The organism is Ruegeria jejuensis (genome assembly GCF_041537905.1).
Lineage (GTDB): Bacteria > Pseudomonadota > Alphaproteobacteria > Rhodobacterales > Rhodobacteraceae > Ruegeria_C.
In genome coordinates this window covers 13,211-35,481 of sequence record NZ_JBGRUO010000018.1, presented here as the reverse complement: position 1 = coordinate 35,481, position 22,271 = coordinate 13,211, and the positions used below count along the sequence as shown (strand labels likewise).

The 22,271-nt window shown below is 61.2% G+C and carries 25 protein-coding genes; 6 read left to right on the top strand and 19 right to left on the bottom strand.

Annotated features, from left to right (window positions below):
- Positions 1–54 precede the first annotated feature (54 nt).
- The 10 genes from AB1E34_RS18575 to AB1E34_RS18530 all read right to left on the bottom strand — a co-directional run bounded on the left by AB1E34_RS18575 (position 55) and on the right by AB1E34_RS18530 (position 9,419).
- Positions 55–1,200, bottom strand: coding sequence for an alpha-D-ribose 1-methylphosphonate 5-triphosphate diphosphatase (locus AB1E34_RS18575; RefSeq protein WP_372573813.1), 1,146 nt, complete (start codon positions 1,198–1,200; stop codon positions 55–57).
- Entirely contained in the window at positions 1,197–1,967 is a 771-nt protein-coding gene (locus AB1E34_RS18570) for an alpha/beta hydrolase (RefSeq protein WP_372573812.1), read from the bottom strand. The genes AB1E34_RS18575 and AB1E34_RS18570 overlap by 4 nt, the downstream gene beginning before the upstream one ends.
- 38 nt (positions 1,968–2,005) lie before the next feature.
- Positions 2,006–2,848, bottom strand: a complete 843-nt coding sequence (locus tag AB1E34_RS18565) for a DMT family transporter (protein ID WP_372573811.1) — start codon at positions 2,846–2,848, stop codon at positions 2,006–2,008.
- Between the two features lie 68 nt (positions 2,849–2,916).
- The gene (locus AB1E34_RS18560; RefSeq protein ID WP_372573810.1) at positions 2,917–3,840 is read right to left on the bottom strand and encodes a DMT family transporter; all 924 of its coding nucleotides are present in this window, start codon (positions 3,838–3,840) and stop codon (positions 2,917–2,919) included.
- A gap of 135 nt (positions 3,841–3,975) precedes the next feature.
- Positions 3,976–5,211 carry an HlyD family secretion protein gene (locus AB1E34_RS18555; protein ID WP_372573809.1) on the bottom strand — a complete coding sequence of 412 codons (1,236 nt, stop codon included), beginning with the start codon at positions 5,209–5,211 and terminating at the stop codon, positions 3,976–3,978.
- A gap of 3 nt (positions 5,212–5,214) precedes the next feature.
- On the bottom strand, positions 5,215–5,622 hold the full coding sequence (locus AB1E34_RS18550; RefSeq protein WP_372573808.1) for a hypothetical protein: 408 nt from the start codon (positions 5,620–5,622) through the stop codon (positions 5,215–5,217).
- A gap of 155 nt (positions 5,623–5,777) precedes the next feature.
- The gene (groL, locus tag AB1E34_RS18545; protein WP_372573807.1) at positions 5,778–7,421 is read right to left on the bottom strand and encodes a chaperonin GroEL; all 1,644 of its coding nucleotides are present in this window, start codon (positions 7,419–7,421) and stop codon (positions 5,778–5,780) included.
- A 64-nt stretch (positions 7,422–7,485) separates the two neighbouring features.
- On the bottom strand, positions 7,486–7,773 hold the full coding sequence (gene groES / locus AB1E34_RS18540; RefSeq protein WP_372573806.1) for a co-chaperone GroES: 288 nt from the start codon (positions 7,771–7,773) through the stop codon (positions 7,486–7,488).
- Positions 7,774–8,042: 269 nt separating this feature from the next.
- Positions 8,043–8,618 (bottom strand): alkaline phosphatase D family protein, encoded by a 576-nt coding sequence (locus AB1E34_RS18535; RefSeq protein ID WP_372573805.1) that lies wholly within the window; start codon positions 8,616–8,618, stop codon positions 8,043–8,045.
- 129 nt (positions 8,619–8,747) lie between these two features.
- Entirely contained in the window at positions 8,748–9,419 is a 672-nt protein-coding gene (locus tag AB1E34_RS18530) for a DUF2161 domain-containing phosphodiesterase (protein WP_372573804.1), read from the bottom strand.
- Positions 9,420–9,535: 116 nt separating this feature from the next.
- On the opposite strand from AB1E34_RS18530, the gene AB1E34_RS18525 reads away from it, so the two are divergent.
- Complete coding sequence (locus tag AB1E34_RS18525) at positions 9,536–10,456, top strand: manganese-dependent inorganic pyrophosphatase (protein WP_372573803.1); 921 nt, start codon at positions 9,536–9,538, stop codon at positions 10,454–10,456.
- 79 nt (positions 10,457–10,535) lie between these two features.
- Here AB1E34_RS18525 and AB1E34_RS18520 read toward each other — a convergent pair whose 3' ends face one another.
- The gene (locus AB1E34_RS18520; RefSeq protein ID WP_372573802.1) at positions 10,536–10,967 is read right to left on the bottom strand and encodes a MarR family winged helix-turn-helix transcriptional regulator; all 432 of its coding nucleotides are present in this window, start codon (positions 10,965–10,967) and stop codon (positions 10,536–10,538) included.
- Between the two features lie 79 nt (positions 10,968–11,046).
- On the opposite strand from AB1E34_RS18520, the gene AB1E34_RS18515 reads away from it, so the two are divergent.
- On the top strand, positions 11,047–11,418 hold the full coding sequence (locus AB1E34_RS18515) for an antibiotic biosynthesis monooxygenase family protein (protein ID WP_372573801.1): 372 nt from the start codon (positions 11,047–11,049) through the stop codon (positions 11,416–11,418).
- 19 nt (positions 11,419–11,437) lie between these two features.
- Positions 11,438–11,887, top strand: a complete 450-nt coding sequence (locus tag AB1E34_RS18510; RefSeq protein ID WP_372573800.1) for a hypothetical protein — start codon at positions 11,438–11,440, stop codon at positions 11,885–11,887.
- A gap of 124 nt (positions 11,888–12,011) precedes the next feature.
- Here the strand turns inward: AB1E34_RS18510 and pyk are convergent, their stop codons facing one another.
- A complete protein-coding gene (gene pyk, locus AB1E34_RS18505; RefSeq protein ID WP_372573799.1) occupies positions 12,012–13,457 on the bottom strand; it encodes a pyruvate kinase in 1,446 nt (481 codons plus the stop codon).
- A 116-nt stretch (positions 13,458–13,573) separates the two neighbouring features.
- Between pyk and AB1E34_RS18500 the strand changes: the two genes are divergently transcribed.
- From AB1E34_RS18500 to AB1E34_RS18490, 3 genes are all read left to right on the top strand, one after another.
- Complete coding sequence (locus AB1E34_RS18500) at positions 13,574–14,311, top strand: N-formylglutamate amidohydrolase (RefSeq protein ID WP_372573798.1); 738 nt, start codon at positions 13,574–13,576, stop codon at positions 14,309–14,311.
- Positions 14,312–14,397: 86 nt separating this feature from the next.
- A complete protein-coding gene (locus AB1E34_RS18495) occupies positions 14,398–14,637 on the top strand; it encodes a DUF6868 family protein (protein WP_372573797.1) in 240 nt (79 codons plus the stop codon).
- A gap of 95 nt (positions 14,638–14,732) precedes the next feature.
- Complete coding sequence (locus AB1E34_RS18490) at positions 14,733–15,047, top strand: DUF1244 domain-containing protein (RefSeq protein WP_372573796.1); 315 nt, start codon at positions 14,733–14,735, stop codon at positions 15,045–15,047.
- 264 nt (positions 15,048–15,311) lie between these two features.
- On the opposite strand, the gene AB1E34_RS18485 is transcribed toward AB1E34_RS18490, so the two are convergent.
- The 7 genes from AB1E34_RS18485 to AB1E34_RS18455 all read right to left on the bottom strand — a co-directional run bounded on the left by AB1E34_RS18485 (position 15,312) and on the right by AB1E34_RS18455 (position 22,267).
- Positions 15,312–16,067 carry an ABC transporter ATP-binding protein gene (locus tag AB1E34_RS18485; protein WP_372573795.1) on the bottom strand — a complete coding sequence of 252 codons (756 nt, stop codon included), beginning with the start codon at positions 16,065–16,067 and terminating at the stop codon, positions 15,312–15,314.
- Positions 16,067–16,825 (bottom strand): ABC transporter permease, encoded by a 759-nt coding sequence (locus AB1E34_RS18480; protein ID WP_372573794.1) that lies wholly within the window; start codon positions 16,823–16,825, stop codon positions 16,067–16,069. Before AB1E34_RS18480 ends, AB1E34_RS18485 begins: the two co-directional genes overlap by 1 nt.
- 19 nt (positions 16,826–16,844) lie before the next feature.
- A complete protein-coding gene (locus tag AB1E34_RS18475) occupies positions 16,845–17,879 on the bottom strand; it encodes an ABC transporter substrate-binding protein (RefSeq protein WP_372573793.1) in 1,035 nt (344 codons plus the stop codon).
- A gap of 184 nt (positions 17,880–18,063) precedes the next feature.
- On the bottom strand, positions 18,064–19,038 hold the full coding sequence (locus AB1E34_RS18470; RefSeq protein ID WP_372573792.1) for a sugar-binding transcriptional regulator: 975 nt from the start codon (positions 19,036–19,038) through the stop codon (positions 18,064–18,066).
- A 1-nt stretch (position 19,039) separates the two neighbouring features.
- A complete protein-coding gene (locus AB1E34_RS18465) occupies positions 19,040–19,705 on the bottom strand; it encodes a class II aldolase/adducin family protein (protein ID WP_372573791.1) in 666 nt (221 codons plus the stop codon).
- The gene (locus tag AB1E34_RS18460) at positions 19,698–20,759 is read right to left on the bottom strand and encodes a zinc-binding dehydrogenase (protein ID WP_372573790.1); all 1,062 of its coding nucleotides are present in this window, start codon (positions 20,757–20,759) and stop codon (positions 19,698–19,700) included. Before AB1E34_RS18460 ends, AB1E34_RS18465 begins: the two co-directional genes overlap by 8 nt.
- Positions 20,756–22,267, bottom strand: a complete 1,512-nt coding sequence (locus tag AB1E34_RS18455) for a xylulokinase (RefSeq protein WP_372573789.1) — start codon at positions 22,265–22,267, stop codon at positions 20,756–20,758. Before AB1E34_RS18455 ends, AB1E34_RS18460 begins: the two co-directional genes overlap by 4 nt.
- Positions 22,268–22,271 lie beyond the last annotated feature (4 nt).

The following is a 22,271-nucleotide window of genomic DNA, read 5'->3' as shown; positions in this document are numbered from 1 at the left end:
CAGATTTTCGACGTGGCGGCGACGGCCCGCCGGGCCCGAGCCGCCGCGTCCCCGCTACTTCAGCAACCGCTCGGCGATGGCACCATTCATGTAACTCACGCGCCCGCCTGCCAGTGTCAGCGCCACCCGATGGGTCTCCGCGTCCAGAATCACGATATCGGCGCGCTTGCCCGGCGCAATCTCGCCTCGGTCTGCCATTCCCAGCACCCGCGCCGGGCCTGACGAGATCAAATCCCAGGCGGACGCAAACTCCAATACGCCGCTGCGCGCCAGCATCAGCGCAGCCCGGCGCGGGCTGGGATAGTGATAGTCCGAGGCAATGGCGTCACACAGTCCCATCGTGATCAGGTCCAACGCGCTGGCATTGCCCTTATGCGATCCGCCCCGGACCACGTTAGGGGCCCCCAGAATGACAGGATCACCTGCAGCCTTGGCCGCCTCGGCGGCCTCGATGGTTTCGGGAAATTCGGCAATCCGTACGCCGCGCGCGCGCCATTCCGCGCGATCCTGTGCGCTCTGGTCGTCATGACTGCCCAACACAACGCCCTGCGCACGCAAAACGTCACAAATGCGATCCAGCGCGGCTGGCACCTCCGCCCCGTTCTCATGCAGCCGTTGCAGCATTGCCAGATGCGCTTCGGGGCTACGCCGCGCTTTTAGGGCCTGGCCGGTCAAGCGCGGCGGTGTGCGACCCGCAGCCAGCCGATCATGAGGCAGATGGTCGTTGAACACCAAATAAGACACGCCCCAATCCGCCATACGCTCCGGCAGCGCGTCATAATCCTCCAGCATATGCGTCTCAAACCGCAGCTGCGGCACCAGATCGGTAACGACACGGTCGCGCATTCTGGCGATGGCGGCAAAGACCTGCGCCGCGTAATCCGGGCCGCGCACGCCACCCTCCCAGCTCCAGAATTGCGCCATGACAGCGGTGGTGATCCCGTTGGCAGCCAGTTCCGCCTCGGTGGCGATCACGCCCTCTTCCATCTGTTTCATCGCGCCGCGCCTTGGGGCCAGATGCCGCTCGAACCCGTCGCCATGCAGATCAACGATACCGGGCAACACCAGATAGCCATCCAGATCCACCTTGCGGCCGCCACCCTCCCAGATCATCCCGTCAGCAACGGATATCTCGGCCTCAACCAGCCCCTGCCCCGGCAACAGCACCTCGGCTCCGGTCACTGTCAGCTCCAGGCTCATTCGCGCGGCGCCTCCGAATCGGTGCCGCAATCCTGCCCCTCGCAACCTTCCTTGACCGGCCCGATGAGCGAGTCGATCCAGGTCAGGTCAGGGTCGAACCGGCCATATTTCAGGAAATGCTCGGTCTCTCTGATGACCAGCGGATTGTTCATCATGAATGTATGGGTGACCGGCAGCACGATATGATCGTCCATCCCCACCACGATGGTTGAGGCAACCGACACCTTGCCGTCATCGGGTCCGTCGATCATCGCCGAAAAGACCGGGTTCAGCGAGTTCCTGCCAGCAATCACCCCAAGCTCGAAATTCACCGGCGGCAGGCTCAGCGGCACGCTGCCGGGGCCAGTGCCCAGCGACAGACCCGCAGGCCCGTGCAACAGACCAAACACCTCAAAATCGCCCAACTCATCGACCAGTTGGCTGCCCTGATTGGGCGGCCCCAACATGACAACGCGGCCCATTTTCTCAGGCTTGTGATCCTGCATCCAGTAACGGATCAGGATACCCCCCATGCTGTGGGCTACAAAGTTCACTTTCTGATCGCCGCAGGCCTCGATCGCGGGGGGCAGCGTTTGCGCGGCCAGTTCGTCGACCGGCAGATCGGTCGAAGGATAGCCCGGCGCAACCGTGTCATACCCGGCCAATTCCAGCGCCTGTTGCATCACGGTCAGCGATACCTCGGTCCGGGCCAACCCATGCAGCAGGATGACACATTCGGCCAATGCCGGCGCAGGCAGAAACAGCAACAGGAAAGCAAGGACACGCATGACAGCGGGATACCTTCAATCCGTACCGGGATAAACCCTCAGCGCCGCGCTCCGGGCAGGACCGCAAGGGCAATACCGCCCAGCACCAGCGCCGTGCCCAGAACCAGCGAAAGACTGCCCGCCTCGCCCAGCAGCAGAACGCCCGCCACCAGCGCGATGACCGGCACGCTCAACTGCACCGTCGCCGCCACAGCCGGGCTGAGCTGCGGTACCAACCTGTACCAGAGCGCATAGCCCATGCCCGATGTCACCGCACCCGAGAGACAGGCCAGCGCCAGTCCAATAGGCGTCATGTTCAACGCCGGGCCTACCACCCAGATCGCAGCCGTAGTCAGCGGCAGGGCGACCACAAAATTGGCCGCTGTCGCCTCAAGCGCATCCGGGGCAGACCGGCCCGCCAGCGTATAGGCGGCCCAGCCAAGCCCGGCCAAGGCCATCAGCGCAGCGCCCCCGGCATCCACCTGCACGCCACCCGACGGCCAGAGCACATAAGCCAGACCGGCAAAGGCGATCACCGCGCCCAGGATCTGTTTTGGCGAGGGTCGCGCACCGCGCAACGCACCAAAGGCAAACATCGCGATCTGCACAACGCCAAACAGGATCAACGCCCCCAGCCCCGCATCCAGCGTCAGATAGGCCATCGAAAACCCGACCATGTAGATAGACAGCGAAAGAGCGCCCACCACACGGGCCGAAGCCGTCAGCGGCACCCGCCCCCCACGCACATGTACCAGCAGGAACAGGAAAACCGCCCCGGCCAGCACCCTGACCACGGCAAAAGAGCCGGGATCAGCAGCATCGCTACCCACGGCCAGCCGGTTCAGGATCGAGTTGGCGGCGAAGGCCACCATGGTGAGACAGATGAGTAAGATCAGACGCATACCTTGCCCATATCTGCTGGGCCGTGCCTTGAACACTCAATTTCGCGTATGCGCCGGATCAGGTGCGGTCATGACCTCGCGCGTCGCAATCCGCCCAGACGGGACGGAATGCGACCGTCGATGAACAGCAAGCCCAGCCCGATGACCCCGGCCCCGATCAGATCGCGGGCTGTCACGGCCTCGTCCAGCAGCGCCCAGCCCAGCAGGATCGCGGTGACAGGAATCAGCAGCGTGACCAGCATCACATTGCTTGGGCCAGCGCTTGCAACAATGCGAAAAAACACCAGATAGGCCAGCGCTGTACCCAGAACGGCCAACGCAAGCATCGCATAGAGCACCCCGTCAGAGGGCATCGCAAGCGTCCAGGGCCGGTCGATCAGCGTCACAACCGGCAACAGGATCGCGGTCGAACACATCAGCTGGCAGGTGGCCGATTTGAGCGGCGGTACACCCACGAGCCTGCGGCGCGCCCAGAGCGCAGCAAAGCCGTAGCTCATCGCGCCCGCCATGCAGAGCGCGATACCCAGCATCTGCCCCCCTTGCAGCGCCGCGCCGCCACCGTTCAGAACGCCCACACCTGCGACGCCCATCAGCACGCCGATCAGACGCAACCGGGTCAGACGCTCTTCACCGAAACCGGCCATGACCAGAACGGTAAAAAGCGGTGTCATCGAGTTGATGATGGCGGACAGACCCACACCGATCTGCGTTTGCCCTGCAAAGATGAAGCCAAACGGCAGCACGTTGTTAAGCAGCCCCATACCCAGAAACGGCACCCAACCAGAGACGCTGCGCGGCAGGCGGTGACCAGCCCAGAACAGCAGCGGCAGCAGGACAAGTGCGGCAAGGCCGACCCGGATCAGCACAACGGTCAGCGGCGGCAGTTCTTTTACCGCGACCCCGGCCCAGAAGAATGTCGCGCCCCACAGGATCGACAGAAAGACAAGCAGACCCCAGTCCTGCGCATCCATTGATTTGGCTACTGGCCCCATCGCCCGGCTCCTTGGTTTTGGAGACCCAGCGATGACATGCGGGCGCGCAGGTGACGATCCGTTTCCTGCGCATTGCCCCCGGCGCTCTTGCGCGCGTTGATAGCTGCAAGAGCCCGGCGGGCAAAAGATCGAGGCTCAGTGGCCGCCCGTCAGAACCAGCGTATTGACCGGCATCAAGATCAGCCGCAGCCGCAGCCCCGCCGCGTGCACCACGCCGATCGTATCCACCACATGCAGGAACGCCTTGTGCCAGAAGCCCAGATTCTCGTCCTCAAGCTGGTGGTGGTTGTCGGTATAGACATTGGCCAGACAGGTGCTGCCCGGCGGGATGTGTTCAGCCACGCCTTTATAAAGCGGCTCCAGATAGACGGTGAGCGTTCCCGGAACGGTGTTTTTCTGTAGATCACGCAGTTCGTCGCTTGGGCGGATCTGGCCGGAGGGAATGACATCCTGCACGGCCACCACCACCACCGGAATGACCTTGAACGGGCGAGTCATGCAGCCAATCTCGCCGATCATGCCGGGCTTGATGACCTGCGCGGCCATCTGGTTGAATCCGGCCGTAAACCGGTCGCGCCCGGAAAAGGACGGCACCAGAATGCCGGCTGGGCGCAGCAGCGGGCTGACATAATCGCCGACCTGCAACCCGAACTGTTCGACCGTGCCGGTAACCCCGGCAAGGATAAGTGTCTTTTCAAGTTCGGTATTGGCAGCATCAAGCTGTGCTATGGCGCTGGCCATCTGCGCCGGAATCAATTCCTCGATCTGCTGTTCGACGGCAGCCTTCTGTGCCTCAGCCGCCACCACCTGCGCCTCGCGCTCGGCGACGAGGTTTTCCAGCCGCTCAACCTCGGCCAGCCGAACCGCACTGGATCCTTCGTCGCGCAGGGTCTCATTGCGCTCAAGGTCCTCGACCGCCTGAGCGAGCGAGGCCCGCGCACCCGCGATGCCCGCATCTGCCTCGGCCAGATCGGTTTCAGCGACTTTCATCGAGGCCTGAACCTCGGCGATCTTGGCGTTGGCGGCCTGAACCTGCGCCTGCTGGGTATAGTCCTCAAGCCTGAAAATCGGCTGCCCGGCGGTCACCAATTCGTTGTTTTTGACGAATACCTCGGAGACACGCCCGCCCAGCTGCGGAAGAATGGTCACCGTGCGGAAATACGAGGCCACTTTGGAACTGGCCGGGTGAAAATAGAACAAGGTGGTGATCACCGTCAGAGCGAGAATCGCGCAGGCGGTCAGACCCCAGCGCAACTCGTACCACATTGTAAACAGCGTGATCTCGTGACCGATCCGCTTGCCCTGAAAATAGCGGCGGAACAGGTAGTCGGGCAGCACCGTGATCAGGGCGCACATCATCGTTTCCAGCATGGATCAGCGCTCCTCGACCAGAGTTTCGGGGTCGCGGGGCGGCTCGGGCGCAGGCGGCACTTGCCGCGCGGGGGTCAGAGATCGGATCGCGTCCGCAATCGAACGCAGGGGCGCGGCAAGATCGGGGATCTGAAAGCCCGCCACCAGGATCGCCGCGATCCAGAAAATCCCGTTATGGGTAAACAGCGCCAACAGCGCCAGAATACCCACAAGCTGGAATTGCGGGTGATTGGACTCATGGGCCATTTTTTCCGGGATCGAATGCAGGGTGAAATAGCCCACCCCGATCAGCAGGATCACTGCGACCGTAAAGACCAGCATGAAGGTGAACAGAAAGTCGCTGCCATCGGCAGCCACCACATAAGAGGGGATATGCTCGGCTGCCAAGGGGTGTATTTCTGGGGTCGCCACGTGAATCTCCGAAAATCTATGCGTCCAATGAATAAACCAAAAACCCGGTGAAACAAGCTGACTTGGCGCGCGCGGCGCAAATGTCTGGGTGCGGCGCAACAAAAAAGGGGCCGCCCGAAGGCAGCCCCAGATTTTGACCAGTAGGTCTGGTTGGCTTACATCATGCCGCCCATGCCGCCCATGTCGGGCATGCCGCCGCCTGCGGCAGGCGCGTCTTTCTGGGGCAGGTCCGCAACCATCGCTTCGGTGGTGACCAGCAGGCCCGCAACCGATGCCGCGTCTTCCAGCGCGGTCCGGACAACCTTGGCCGGATCGATCACGCCGAACGAGAACATGTCGCCATATTCTTCGGTCTGTGCGTTGAAGCCGAATGCGGCATCCGAGGATTCGCGCACTTTGCCGGCAACCACCGCGCCGTCGACACCTGCGTTTTCAGCGATCTGGCGCAGCGGTGCTTCGATAGCCTTGCGCACGATGGTGATGCCCGCGTCCTGATCGGCGTTTGCGCCTTTCAGATCGTCCAGCGCCTTGCCAGCCTGAACCAGAGACACGCCGCCACCGACGACAACGCCTTCCTGAACGGCCGCGCGGGTCGCGTTCAGCGCATCATCCACACGGTCCTTGCGCTCTTTCACTTCCACTTCGGTCATGCCGCCGACGCGGATCACAGCAACACCGCCTGCCAGTTTGGCAACGCGTTCCTGCAGCTTTTCACGGTCGTAGTCGGACGTGGTTTCTTCGATCTGGGTACGGATCTGAGCAACGCGCGCTTCGATCTCAGCCTTTTCGCCCGAGCCGTCAACCACGGTGGTCTCATCCTTGGTGATCGACACTTTCTTGGCCGAACCCAGCATGTCCATGGTGACGTTTTCCAGCTTCATGCCCAGATCTTCGCTGATGACCTGACCGCCGGTCAGGATCGCGATGTCCTGCAGCATGGCCTTGCGGCGATCGCCGAAGCCCGGTGCCTTGACGGCTGCGATTTTCAGACCGCCGCGCAGCTTGTTGACCACGAGGGTCGCCAGCGCTTCACCTTCGACGTCTTCGGCGATGATCAGCAGCGGCTTTTGCGACTGGATCACCGATTCCAGCAGCGGAACCATCGGCTGAAGCGAAGACAGTTTCTTTTCGTGCAGCAGGATCATGCAGTCGTCGAGATCTGCGATCATCTTGTCAGCATTGGTCACGAAGTAAGGCGACAGGTAGCCACGGTCGAACTGCATGCCTTCGACAACATCGGTCTCGGTTTCCAGACCTTTGTTCTCTTCGACGGTGATCACACCTTCGTTGCCAACCTTCTGCATCGCGTCGGCGATCTGCTGGCCGATTTCGGCTTCGCCGTTGGCCGAGATGGTGCCAACCTGAGCAACTTCAGCGCTGTCTTTGACTTCGCGCGAAGCGGACTTGATGCCTTCGACAACTTTCGAGGTTGCCAGATCGATGCCACGCTTCAGATCCATCGGGTTCAGACCGGCAGCAACCTGCTTGAGGCCTTCCTTGACGATGGACTGGGCCAGAACCGTTGCGGTGGTGGTGCCGTCACCGGCTTCGTCATTGGTCCGGGAAGCAACTTCCTTGACCATTTGTGCGCCCATGTTTTCGAACTTGTTTTCCAGTTCGATTTCCTTGGCAACCGACACACCGTCCTTGGTGATGCGCGGCGCGCCGAAGGATTTGTCCAGAACCACGTTGCGGCCTTTCGGGCCGAGGGTCACCTTGACCGCGTCGGCCAGGATGTTGACGCCCTGCAGCATCTTGTTGCGGGCATCGGTATCGAACTTGACGTCCTTAGCAGCCATGTTCTTTCTCCTTGAGAATTCTTGTCAGCGTTGAGCGATATGAGATCGGCAAAGCCCCAGGGACTTAGGCCATGATCCCCATGATGTCGCTTTCCTTCATCATCAGCAGCTCTTCGCCGTCGATGCTCACTTCGGTGCCGGACCATTTGCCGAACAGGATGCGGTCGCCTGCTTTGACCGACATCGCGATCAGTTCGCCACTGTCCTTGCGCGCGCCTTCGCCGATTGCGACGACTTCACCTTCGCTGGGCTTTTCTTTTGCGCTGTCGGGAATGATCAGGCCGCCTGCGGTTTTTTCTTCGCTCTCTACGCGACGAACCAGCACGCGGTCATGAAGCGGTTTCAATGCCATCTTTGCAGCTCCTTGGGCTCAAAGTACGTTTCCTTTTGCGCCCTCACGCCTCCCGCGGAGGGCCGTTAGCACTCAAGCATCCTGAGTGCTAACGGCGCATAGCTAGGCATATCGCATGTGTGTGTCAACGGCTCTGCGTGAATTATCTTGGCAAATTCTTGGTTGTCCGGTTTGCAGGCTCCGACAGCGCAGATGCGACTGAAGACACGTGCCTTACATCGGACCGATCAAGAGAGCGGGACGCGCCCGGCGGCACGCCCCCTGAACGATCAGATTGATGTACCGACCGGGTCCAGCGTCACACGGTAGAGCTCGGTATCTGCGCGATCCATCAGGCGAACGGTCATCTGCTGCGTTGCGCCGTCAATGTCCACAAGGCCGAAGAACTGCAGCCCCATCGACGGCGGCAGATTGACCTGACCCTCGGGCGGTGCTTTCACAAACTTCACTTCGGGACCGAACGTATTGTCGAGCGCGTTGGGTCCGAAGCTGCCAGCATGCAGCGGGCCAGAAACGAATTCCCAGAACGGTTCAAAATCACTGAACTGCGCGGCGTTCGGATCATAGTAATGCGCCGCCGTGTAATGCACGTCTGCGGTCAACCAGACGGTGTTTTCGACACCTGCGGTTTTGATGAAACGCAGCAGATCTGCCACTTCAACCTCACGCCCTTTGGCGGGACGATCGGTTCTGGTCCAGAGCATGCCCGAGGTGGTGTCCACGTCCCCGGACTGGACACCGTGGTTGAAACTGGGGCGCGACGCTGCGCGGCTGATCGAAGGCATTGCAACAAAGGCCGCACCCGAAGCCAGAACGGCACGGCGCGAACGTCGAATAAGTGGCATAAAAAGCTCCCTGTCGGCTTTGACGAGTGAGAGAACTGGAGACTGGGTTTGTAACATACATGACATGTCGGCATGAATTCAGCGTGAAGAATTTGTTACACTGGCCAGCACAACGGACCGATATCGCGCTCAGTCGGGTTCCCAGCTATAAGCCCAGTGCCGCAACCCCTCAGCGCCAGCCTCGGTCAGGGCGTATAACCCGGTTCCCGCCCGCTCGAACCAGCCGTAGTGATTGTCTCGCATCAGCCGCGTCGCCTGCGACACACCAGTGGATTTCGCCACCGCGGCGCCCTTGGTCACGCCATGTTCGGCCAGATAGGCCGCGCAGCGCAACGCGTCCTGACGATAGGCGGTGACAATTCCGTGCCGTGTGGCCCCGCCCGCATTCGGGTCGCCCTGCAGTCGGTCGAACTCGCGCAGCAAACGCGCGGTAAGCTTGCGGGATTTGCGTGGCGCGTAAGGCCCCGGATCGCACTGCACCTCGGCCCGTCCATCTCCGCGCACCGTGATCAGGCCCAGGCTCAACCGGCGGCACATGGCGATATTGTCCCGCAGCACCCGCCGCTGGCTGCGGCCCGTGGGTCTGGGAACCGCAATATAAACCTGATCGGTCAGCCGGAACCGTGCGATCGCCTGATGATAGAGCGCCAGCGAAAACCGCAGCTTCAGTTCCACAATCACCGGCGCCTCGTCGCCGCGCCTTGCCACCACATCAGCGGCGCCAACCTCGCCTTTGACGACATATCCCTGTCGTTGCAGCAGCGCCTTGACCGGCGCATAAATATCCTGTTCGCGCTTCATTGTCCCCAGTTCTATGCCACTGATGGCCCGGCGTCCATTTGCCGCCAACAGCCCGGGTGACAAGGCCTGCCACCCCCCCTATAAGGCGCGCAAATTCGTGACGATAGGACAGCGACATGACCACCCAAATCTTTGGACATAAATCCCCCGATACCGACTCCACCGGTTCTCCCATTCTCTGGGCCTGGTACCTGAACGAGATCAAGGGCGAGACCGCCAAGCCGGTGCTGCTGGGCGAGCCCAACACCGAGGCCGCCTTCATGCTGGAACGCTGGGGTCTGGACAAGCCCGAGATCATCGATGACGTGGCCGAGGATGCGCCGGTCGTCATCGTTGACACCAACAACCCGGCTGAGCTGCCCGACAGCATCAACAGCGCCGATATCCGCGCCATCATCGACCACCACAAGCTGGTCGGCGGTCTTGAAACCAAAGGCCCGATCGACATCACCGTGCGCCCGCTGGCCTGCACGGCAACCATCATGATGGACCTGATCGGTGACGATTCCGCCAAGATGCCCGAAGCCGTCAAGGGCGCGGCCCTGACCTGCATCCTGTCCGACACGCTGGAATTCCGCTCCCCCACCACCACCGACCATGATCGCGCCGTCGCTGAGGCGCTGGCCGCAGAACTGGGTCTGGATATCCCCGCCTATGCCGCCGAAATGTTCGCCGCAAAATCCGACGTCTCCAGCTTCTCGGACGCCGAGTTGCTGCGCATGGACAGCAAGGAATACGCGGTCGAGGGCACCAAGTTCCGCGTCTCGGTTCTGGAAACCACCGCACCGGGCGTGGTGCTGGATCGCAAAGCCTCGCTGATGGACAGCATGACCACCGTTGCCTCAGAGGATGGTGTCGATCAGGTGCTGCTCTTTGTGGTGGATATCCTGAACGAGGAAGCGACCCTGCTGGTCCCCAACGATCTGGTGAAATCGGTGGCCGAGAAATCTTTCGACGCCGCACCGGCGGGTGACACCGTGGTCCTGCACGGCGTGATGAGCCGCAAAAAGCAGATCATTCCGAACCTGAAGGTTTGATCGGCCCAAATACCTAATAGGTTGCGGCGCGCTGCTTCAGGCGCGCCCACCGGACCAAGGGAAGCGCGGTCCCACATGCCTATGATGCGCGCATACTGCTTATGATCCGGCGCATATAGTCCATGAACTGCTCTTGTTCTGACGCATTCAGAACATCCAACGCCTCAGCGTTCACGCGCTGAGCAGACGCATAGGCGTATTCCCGCAATGCGCTAGCCTTGTTCGTTAGCCAAATCTGTTGAGCGCGGGCGTCCGTTGGGTCTTTTGTTCGTTTTATCAGCCCGTCACGTTCCATTCGGTTGAGCGTATTGGCCAGGGTTGCCTGCTCGACATCGATCTTATCCAGCAGCGATTTTTGCGAAACGCCGTCTTTCTGCCAAAGCTCCAGCAAGATCGGAAACTGCCCGACCACGATGCCATGGGGCGCGATGCGTTGCTGCAGCTCTTTGGCGAACAGCCGCGCCATATGATTGACGAGATATCCCGCCGAACTCTCTTTTTCGAATTCCATGAGTGAAATTACCACTTGCATAGCATGCTGTGCAATATTAAATAGCATGCTATGTTAATTCTTGCCGAAAGGAAATCCCATGGCCCCGCGTTTTGAAGAATTGGATGCAATCACAACTTTGGCCGATCAGATGCAGGCCGAAGAAGGCCCGATCGTGCTGATCAACCTGTTCACCGTCGATGCAAAGGACGAAGAGGCCCTGCTGGCGGCCTGGGCCCATGACGCTGACTTCATGAAAACTCGGCCGGGCTACATTTCGACCCAGTTGCACAAGGGCATCGCAGGTAGTTCGAGTTTTGTGAACTATGCGATCTGGCAGGACGTTCAGAGCTTCCGCGAAGCGTTCAACGATCCCGAGTTCCAGAGCCGCCTCGCCGAGTACCCTGCCAGCGCCGTGGCCCGGCCCCACCTCTTCCGAAAACTCGCCGTCGAAAACCACTGCGTCGCATAACACCAATCGGAGCCATCACATGTTGAGAGCAATCCATCCCATCGCCGGAACAGTCGGATTTCTGACGATCCTCATCTTCTGGACCTCGACGATCTACAGCGAAGTGTTCGGAACCTATGAGACAGTCGCCATGGTCAAGTCCATGATTGTGAGGGGCCTTTTGATCCTCGTCCCCGCCATGGCACTTGTCGGTGCCACCGGCATGTCGATTGGAAAGCGGCGCAAGGACGCGCCGGCGCTTGCCAAGAAAAAGCGCATGCCGATCATTGCCGCAAATGGTCTGCTCGTCCTCGTCCCGGCAGCATTTTACCTGAGCGCCAAGGCAAATGCGGGGTCTTTCGACGCGGGCTTTTACATCGTGCAGATCATCGAGCTGTGCGCAGGTGCAATCAACCTCACCTTGATGGGTCTCAGCATCCGAGACGGGCGCGCGATGACCGCACGCCGCAGAAAAGCCGCCCGGAAATGAACGTTCGCCCGCAAATGCCAAGCATCATTGCGATCCAACCCAACGAGCCCGGACAACATCAGGCAAGCGCCGGGCACCAACAAACGGTGAGGTCGCGCGGCGTCTGACCGAACGGCGCGCGGTCTTACCCCGGATCCATATTGTAGATCAACCGCTCGTCGCAGGGGGCGATGCGCAGGATGTTGGTGCTGCCGGGCACGTTGAAAGGAACGCCTGCAGTGACCACGATCTGGTCGGCTTCGGCAGCAAACCCGCCTGAGCGCGCAGCGCGCGCGGCGGCAACGACGGCGCCCTTGAACCGCTCCAGTTCCGGTGTGATGACGCAGTTGCAGCCCCAGGACAGGCAGAGCCGCCGCGCCGTGTCCAACACCGAGGTCATGGCGATGATCGGGATGCCGGGACGCTCGCGCGCCGTCAGCAGGCCCGTTGTGCCGCTTTGGGTAAAACAGCAGATCGCCTTGATCTCTGTCTTTTCCGCAATCTCGCGGGCGGCGGCGACGATACCGTCTGCAACGGTCGTGCCGGCAGCCGACCGGGACGCCGCGATGATCTGTGTATAGGTCGGGTCGGCCTCGACCTCGATGGCCACCTTGTTCATGGTGCTGACCGATTCCACCGGATAGGACCCGGCAGCGGATTCGGCGCTCAGCATGATGGCGTCTGTGCCCTCATAGATCGCCGTGGCCACATCCGAGACCTCGGCCCGGGTTGGCATCGGGCTTTCGATCATGCTTTCCAGCATCTGGGTCGCCACGATCACCGGCTTGGCCGCAGCCCGGCATTTGCGCACCAGACGCTTCTGGATCGGCGGCACGGCAGAGACTGGCAATTCCACGCCCAGATCGCCCCGCGCCACCATGATCCCGTCCGAGGCATCAAGGATGTCGTCAAATGCCTCGATCGCCGCCGGTTTCTCGATCTTGCTGAGGATCGCGGCGCGGCCATCGGCGAGCGCGCGCGCCTCGAACACGTCCTTGGCCCGCTGCACAAAGCTCAGCGCCAGCCAGTCCACACCCAGATCGCAGACAAATTCCAGATCCTTGCGGTCCTTCTCGGACAAGGCAGCCAGCGGCAGCACCACGTCGGGCACGTTCACACCCTTGCGGTTGGAGATCGTACCACCCGTCTCGACGGTCGTATTGGCGAAATCAGGGCCGCACTCCTGCACGGTCAGGCGGATCTTGCCGTCATTGACCAAAAGCCGCGCACCGGGTTCCAGCGCTTGAAATATCTCTGGATGCGGCAGGCAGACCCGGGCAGCATCCCCCGGAGTATCATCCAGGTCCAGCCGGAACGCCGCGCCCTCGACCAGTTCCTCGGCGTCATTGGCAAATACACCGACACGCAGCTTGGGACCCTGCAGATCGGCCAGAATTGCAATCGGGCTGTCCAGATCCTGCTCGATCTTTCGGATGATGCTGTGCTTCTGGCGAATCTCATCGTGGGAGCCGTGGCTCATGTTCAGCCGGAACACATCCGCGCCCGCCTCGTGCAAGGCCCGGATCGTCTCATAAGTCTCTGACGCCGGTCCCAGCGTTGCCACGATTTTCACATTTCTCAGACGTCGCATCGTCTTGCCCTCCTGCCATTCCGGATGTTACCGCAAACATCACTTGCGCCGCTTATGACCCAATTCCCTTTTGCAGGCAACTGTCCTAGAGGTGCGGCAAAGAAGATGACAGGCTGATGACATATTCCCCGTTTTTCATTCATGGTGAGGATCGCCCCGGGCGCTGGCTGATCACCTGCGATCACGCTACCAACATGGTGCCGCCCGCGATCAATGGTGGTGATCTGGGCCTGCCGCGCGAGGATATGGAACGCCACATCGCCTATGATGTTGGCGCCTATGAAGTGTCGAAACATCTGGGAGAGCTGCTGAACGCCCCGGTGATCGCCGCCAATTTCTCGCGCCTGGCCATCGACCCCAACCGGGGCGAGGACGATCCCACATTGTTGATGAAACTTTATGACGGCTCGGTCATCCCCGCCAACCGCAATGCAGGAGCAGAGGAACGCGAGCGACGGCTGAATATGTGCTATCGCCCGTATCATGATGCCTATGAACGGCTTGCGTCGCTGCCCCATATGGTGGTGATCGCGATGCATTCCTTCACCCGGCAATTGCGCGGGCACGCGCCCCGGCCTTGGCATGCGGGCGTGCTGCACACCCCCGATGAGCGGTTCTCGCGCCCTCTGGTCAACCGGCTGGAGGCCGAAGGCGATCTCTGTGTCGGCGTGAACGAGCCGTATACCGGCGTGCTGCCGGGGGATTCCATCGATCAGCATTGCACCGGGCATCATCGCCCCAACGCCCTGATCGAGCTGCGCAACGACCTGATCGCCGACCATGCCGGGCAGCGCGCCTGGGCCGAACGGCTGGCCGTGATCCTGCAGGACGCACTGGCGCAAAGCAGCCTGTGACATAGTGTCTGGAAGGCGCGCAATCAGCGCGCCGTTTATTGCGCACGCACCGCTTACCCCCCATCTCCAAGGCAATGGAGGTGCCGATGACACAGGATATGCTCACCACCGTTTTCGGGTGGATAACGCTCCTCAACTTGGCGATTCTCGGGTTCAGCACGATCATGATCATCGTCCTGAAAGACTGGGTCGCTGGAATTCACGGCAGAATGTTCGACATGTCCCCCGCCGAAGTGCGAAAGGCCTATTTCACCTATCTGGCGAACTACAAAATTCTGACGCTGATCTTCTGCCTGACACCTTGGCTGGCCCTGAAACTCGCCTGAGCAGACGGCACAGCCCGACGCCATCAAGCGTTTGTTTTCCCATCCAACCTGTGATGTTACTGCAAGACAACCTCTCGCAACCCCGGAGCGCGACAATGGACCCTCAAACCGAAATCGAGCTTCAGGCCGCCGCCTTTCGCCGCCTGCAGCAGCACCTGATGCAAGACCGCACCGACGTCCAGAACATCGACCTGATGAACCTCGCCGGATTCTGCCGCAACTGCCTGAGCCGCTGGTATCAGGAAGCGGCCAATGAAAAAGGCATCGAGATGGACAAGAGCGAAGCGCGCGAGATTTTCTACGGCATGACAATGGACGAGTGGAAATCGACCTACCAGACCGAGGCCAGCCCACAAAAACAGGCCGATTTCGAAACCGCGTTCAAAGAAAACGTGCTGGACAAGAAATAGCGTCTGACACGGTTGCATCCACGCCGACATGTCCCCAAGCCTGCATCAATGGTCGCGCTTAGGCGGGCCACTGCTTTTCATGCGCGTCTTTTCTGGCTGATCAACGCGCCGAAGCTTCGTGAGCACGCGGCGGTGTACAGGGACGGGCCATCGTTGGTCGTCGCGCCAGCATTATTTGGGATTTCCAACCGGTAGTCAGCTTGATCTACTAAGTATCGAGAATTGCCCGTAGCCAGCGCACGAACCCGCACAAGGCCACCGTGCCTAGTGATCCAACATGCCCCAAAGCCTGCGTTTGATGGCCAGAAACTCCTCAGTCAGGCGCATTTCGTCCGTTCTGGGACGTGGCAGGGCGACCTCTTCGATATGATGAATACGGCCGGGACGCGCGGACATCACCACGATCTTGTCGGACAGAAAGATCGCTTCTTCGATGTCGTGGGTCACGAAGACAACGGTTTTCTTGGTCTGGCTCCAGGTCTCCAGCAGATCTGACTGCATCCGTTCCTTGGTCTGGGCATCCAGCGCACCAAAGGGTTCGTCCATCAGCAGCACATCCGGGTCGTTGGCATAGACCCGTCCGATGTCGACACGTTTGCGCATCCCGCCGGACAATTCGCGCGGCCAGCGATCCTCGAAACCCTTGAGGCCGACCATCTCGGTCCACTTCGCTTCAATCTCGGCCTGTTCCGCCTTGGACGCCCCACGCAGGCGCGGCCCGTATGAGATGTTCTTGGACACGGTCATCCAGGGAAACACCGCATCCTGCTGGAACACCATGCCCCGGCGTCGATTGGTGCCCTGGATGATCTCGCCATCCAGGGTCATCTGCCCATCGGAGGGATCAAACAGCCCGGCCATCATTTTCAGCAGCGTGGATTTGCCACAGCCTGACGTGCCGATGATCGAGTTGAAACTGCCCGATTCAAAGGTGAGGTCGATCCCTTCGAGAACGGTCAGCGCAGCTGGCCCGCCCTTGCCGAAAGTGTGAGTCAGATTGTCGACTTTAATCTCGGGCATTATTCCCGCGCCTCCGACCATTGCATGAGATGTGCCTGAATTCGGCGGAAGATTCTGTCCATGATGAACGCGCAGGTGCCGATGATGACGATCACCATCATCACCTGATCGGTCAGGAAATAGCGCCGTCCTTCCTGCAACAGGAAACCAAGGCCGTTTTGTGCGGCCAACAGCTCAGAGGCCACCAGCGTTGTCCAGGCAGCACCCAGCGCGATGCGGTAGCCGGTGATGATGAACGGTGTGGCCGCAGGAACCGCAACCGTGCGAAACACCTGAAACCGGCTGGCCCCCATCGTCGAGGCCGCATCCACATAGACCTGCGGCACGTTCTTCATCCCGGCGATCACGTTGACCACGCACACCATGAAACAGGCGATTGAGATGATCAGCACGCGGCTGAATTCCTCGATCCCGAACCAGATGATGATGATCGGGATATAGGCCAGGGGCGGGATCGGGCGCAGCGCCTCGATCAGCGGGTCGACCAAATATTCAATGGTCTTGTACCAGCCCACCAGGCAGCCCACGATCAGCGCCGCTGTGGTGCCGATGAAAAACCCCATGAAGATGCGGAACAGGCTGGCCCCAAGCGCGGTGATCAGGCTACCGGATTCGAGATTAGTGAAGAACGACTTCACGATGTCCGAAATCGGTGGAAGCAGGGCGGGGTTGTTGTCGGGCAGATTGGTGATCCAGATGTAGACCGCGAACACCAGTGCCACCGACAAGGCGCCCAGCCAAAGGCGCCTTGAGGTCATTAGATTCAGCAAGGCCATATCAGAGTCTGCTAACAATCTGGTCGCTGATCAGGGCATCGAGATCCGGCAGGCTCGGGATGCGGTCATTCGCGACCAGAAACTCGGACTGCACCGCCAGCGCATTGTAGAGCACGCCTTGCGCATAGATATCCTTGATCTCTTGCGTATCGAAATAGAAGTACCCGTTCAGCAGCGGTTCGACCTCTTCGGCGGTCACACCGGCGCGACCGACGCTTTCCTGCCAGGCGATCATGCGCTGCACCACCGCGTCATTGTCGTTGCGCAGCATGTCCACACCCTGATTGTGGAAGGCCGAAACCACCTCGATCAACGCGTCTTGTTTGGCGTCCATTGTCTGCTGGATGGTCATGAACACATCCATGATCGACGGGCGGGCATCAAGCGGCATCTTTGCCCCGTCCACCAGCATGCTGGCCCCCGGCAACTTGTCAAAGATCAACTCCCGCGAGGTCGCCAGCGGCACCGTCGCATCAACCGCGCCCGCGATCAGCGCGGCCTGCGCATCAATGGGCTCCATGTTGATGCGTTTGAGGTCCATATCTGCCAGTCCGGCTTGCTCCAGCGCGACACCGAGGAAGAAGTCGAAATTCGATCCCGATGTCACGGCGATCCGCTTGCCTTCCAGATCGGCGAGTGACGAAAGACCCGGCGCGCCGACGATGGTGAACAGCCCCGAGGCATCGCCGCAGATCGAGATTTCGCGGAAATCGGCCACCTTGCGGGCCATTGCCGCAAGTGGCGGGACCGAACCGACGGTGATCGCATCGACCGACCCGCCGACCATCGCCTCGATCGCGGGCGGGCCGGAGGGGAAGACGCTGAACTCCATCTCGACACCGGGAGCAAAACCCTGGTCCTGGATCAGCCAGTAGATGCCAAAGGAATAGGCGGGGATGATGCCGATCTTCAGCTTTTCGGTTGCAGCATGGGCTTTGCCAACAAAAAAGCTCGGCGCGGCCAGAGCGGCGCTTGCGGCGACTCCTCCCTTCAGGATGTTGCGTCTGGACACATAGCTTACCTTGGAATTCGACATCGTATCCTCCCTTTGGATATCAGCACTCTGGCGCCCAATTCTCCTTGGTCGGGCGGTTGGATCAATTGTAGTGCTTGGATTTTACAATTGTCAAATGTTTTGTCATAAGGCAGATCAAGCGACGCTCACGAATACTCCGCCGGCGGGTGTCCGCTTCGATACGTTCTTGCAAAGATCAGCTTGGTCAGCCCTGTTCTAGCAGCCGTTCGCCGAGCGCGTCATCGACGCAAAGATGGGTGACCAATCCGCCGCGCAGCGCCGCCATGACGGCGTCCAACCGGTCCTCACCGGCGGCGACGAGAAACTTGCGATCCGCCGCGCGCAACTGCGCTATTTCTATGGCAATCAGCCGGTCTTCGGGCGGCAAGCCCATGCCTTGGCCCTCATGGTCGATATAGCGACCGCAGAGGATGCCTTGGGCCCCCGCCGCAACCGCCTGAGACAGCTCATCGCGATCTGCGATCCCGGCAGCCAACAGATGGGTGTCGCTGCGCGTATTGCCGACCGAGAACACCGCCACGTCCAGCCCCCGCAGCCGGTCCAGCTGCGCAGCAATGGTCGGTTCGGATTTCAGCTGATGAGCCAGCGCGACCGAGGACAGCACCGCTGGCGCGTGCAGGGTAAAACACTCGGCATTCAGGCAGTTGGCGATTCGGATGGCGCAATCTTCTGATGTCGGCACCCGGTCCGACACCATCGAGCCGATCATTTGGCACACGGTCACGTCAGTCAGGTCACCGCGGCTCATCGCCAGCGACGTTGCCTTGATCGTTTCGCCCCAGGCCACCCCGACCGTATCGCCCGCGCGCACGATGTCCAACATGGCCATCGCCGCCACCCGCGCGACCTGCGGCAGAACCTCGGCCCGCGCCGCCTGCCGCGCCCCGTCGCGCGAGCGGGCGACATAGGCATCCTGCAACCCGAACCGATCGCACAAGGCACGGGACAGGTTCGATCCGGACAGCACATCGCCGCCAACCCTGATCTCGACAATTCCGCGATCCCGGCTGTCGCGCAGCATGTTCACCACGGTGGGGCGCGAGACCCCCATCCGCTTGGCAATCTCGCTCTGGGTTAGGCCTTCGCCGTAATAGAGCAGGGCCACATTGGCGAGCAAAGCGTCTTTGTCTTTCTGGCGATTGGGATCGTCGCGGCGCATCTTACGCGTTTACTTTTTTTTGCCCGGATTGGCCATAGTTCTTGCGGAACCAGTTGAAGCAGCGGTCAATTTCCTCTTGCGACAGCTCTTCGACCGGACCCCGGCACATGGCCAGATGCGTGGTCATGGCAGCCTCTTCCAGATACATGGCGATCGAGGTGGCCTCGCTCGCCGATTTGCCCATGGTGAAGACACCATGCGCTTGTACCAGCGCCGCGTACCCGCCCTCTGCCGCCTCGATCACAGCCTGTCCGGTATCCACCTCGCCGGGTGTGGCATAGCGTGAACAGGGCACGTCGCGGCCCAGGATATGGGTGATCGGCGTCAGCACCGCCGGTATCCGCTCGCCCCGCGCTGCAAAGGATGTGGCATAGGGCGAATGGGTGTGGGTGATGCCGAACACGTCCGGGCGGTGGCGATAGATATAGAGGTGCACACCGGTATCGACCGAAGGCTTTCTGTCGCCCTCGATCACATTCCCGTCCATGTCCACCACCACCATGGTCTCAGGCGTAAGCGTTTTGAACTTCACGCCCGAGGGTTTGATGACGACCAGTCCCGTTTCGGGGTCGCGCCCAGACACATTGCCACCCGACCCCACCACCAGACCGTTTGCGGGCAATTCGTGGTTCTGTTCGCAGACCTCTTCTTTCAGCGCCTCAAGCATGGGCAGCCTCCTTCGGGATACCGTGGGGATAAACCACAATCTTCAGCGACTTTTCTGCCTTACGCAGCATCTCGAACGCCTCGGCGCTGTCGGAAATGTCAAATCGGTGCGAGATCGCCTCATCCGCCTTGATCCGACCCGCTTCCAGCAGGCGGATATAGCTGTAGGTGTCGGTATGATCCGAACTGTAGCGCGAGGTGATGGTGATCTGGTCGAAATAGGCACGGCTTCCTTCGCGCACCCAATCGGTGCCGGGGGCCAGCGGCGCGCCCAGATGCAGCGTGCCACCCACCTCGACCAACGCTTCGGCATCGGCCCAGGCTTGCGGAAACGGCGCGATGACGATCACGGTATCGGCCAGACGGCCGTTATTGGCCGCGCGCAGGGCTTCAACGGCATCTTCGGTCTTGGGGTTGATCGTATGGGTCGCCCCGAATTCGCGGGCCTTCGCCAGACGCCAGTCCGAGAAATCCAGTGCGATGACCTTGCCCGCCCCAAAGAGCGGCGCGAGATGTACGAAACCCTGGCCCATGAACCCGGCACCCACAACGGCCACGGTGTCGCCGGGCTGGATGTTGCAGACCTTCAAGCCTGACAGCACGCAGGACCATGGTTCGATGGTCACGGCGGCCTCGGTCGAGATGTTGTCGGGCAGCTTGTGGGCATCCATGCGCAAATGCTGCGCGGTGACGCGATAGTATTCGCAGACGCCGCCGGGATCGAGCTTCATCGAGGCATAGAACGGATCGCGGGTGAAATGACCGCGACGGGACAGGTGGCTGTCAACGCGCCCCACATGGTGGTTGATGAACAGTCGGTCGCCGATCTTGTAGTCGCTCACATCGACGCCAACCTCTACCACCTCACCAATGGGCTCGTGTCCCAGGACTTTCGGATCGGCCTTCTTGTACCAGGCCATCGTCTCGCCACCGCAAAGCCCGCAGGCCAGTGTCTTGAGCAGGATCTCATCACGCCCGATCTCGGGGATTGGCCGTTCTTCCAGGCGGATATCATCCAGCGCGTGATACACCGCTGCTTTCATCATATTGGTCATGTCAGGTCCTTGCCTTTTTGCTGGGCCCAGAGGGTTTGGCACGCCTCAGATAACGCCGCGTATCTAATGAAGGCGTGGTCATAGGGCTGCGCTGTTTCGGGATCGGGGTCATATGTCACGGTCTCTTCCGCGCGCTGTGCGAGTGCGCAGGCCTTGCCCTTGCCGGTCGCGGCAGCCCCCAGGCACGCCGCGCCCCAAAGGCCGTGATCCGAGGCGGCGCTGACCTGGATCGGCGTCTGCATCACATCGGCAATGATCTGGCACCAGAGCGCATTCTTCGCCCCGCCCCCGGTCAGCCGGATCGGCGTCCGGGGCAGGTGCCCGCGTTCGGCCAGATAGCAATGGCGCAGGCTGAAGGCTGCGCCCTCCATCACCGCGCGGCCCATATCGGCCTTGGTGCTGGTGGCTTTCAGGCCAAAAAACGCACCGCTGGCCTCGGGTTCGACAAAGGGCGCACGCTCGCCGTTCAGATAGGGCAGGAAGGTGACGCCGTTTGATCCCGGCGGCACGGCTTCGGCCAGGGCGTTCAGCTTGGCCGCGATCTCGGCAGGGGTTTCTCCGCCAAGCGTTTGCGGATGCAGGGCGCAGAACCAGTCAAAGGCCGCCGCGCCCGTGGTCGGGGCCAGAACGCGGGTCATGACTTGGCCGTTGGCGTGCAGCACCGTCGCGCCGACCGGGGCATCGCTGGGCGCAATCCTGTCGGTCAGGATGTTGATCACTGCCGTGGTGCCAAGGATCATCATCGTATCGCCGGGCTGATCCATGCCCATGCCGACGATCATGGCGGAGAGGTCCAGTGTCCCCACCGACACGGGCGTATCCGCGATCAGGCCGGTAAGCGCTGCTGCATCCGCGCTGATCCCGCCCAGCCGCGTTTCCGCCGATCGGACGGGCAACAGCGCTTGTTCGATCTGGCCGACACCGAGCGCAGCCATGGCATCGGTCGAGTATGTGCGGCTGTTGAGGTCGAGGAAGGGGATGGTTGCATCGGAATGATCCACCGCCATCTCTCCGGTCAGGCAATAGCCCACCCATCCGGCGCAGTGCATGACATACCGGACCCGCGCGACTTGCTCTGGCGCGGCCTCCATCAACCACCGGAAAATCGTGCCTGATGTGCCGGGCCACAAGGAGGTATTGCAGGTGCGGTTGATCACGGATTGCTGGGCAGCGCTCAGACCCTCCAGCACCGGCGCGGCGCGGGTGTCGTTCCACAGGATCGCCGGACCAACCGGCGTGCCAGCCTCGTCCAGCGCCCACAGCCCGTCGCCCTGTGCGGCGATCCCGATGCTGGCGATCCGGCTTGCATCGACACCCTCCAGCGCCGCTCTGATCGCGGTGCAGACTCCGTCCCAAACCTGCGCCATGTCCTGTTGCGACTGGCCCGGCTGCGGGGTGATCACCGGGCTGGGGCAGGCACCGGTGGAAACGCACGTCCCATCGGGCCGATATATGCCCGCCTTGATTGCGGTGGTCCCCGCGTCGATGCCCAACCATAGCTGTTCCATATGT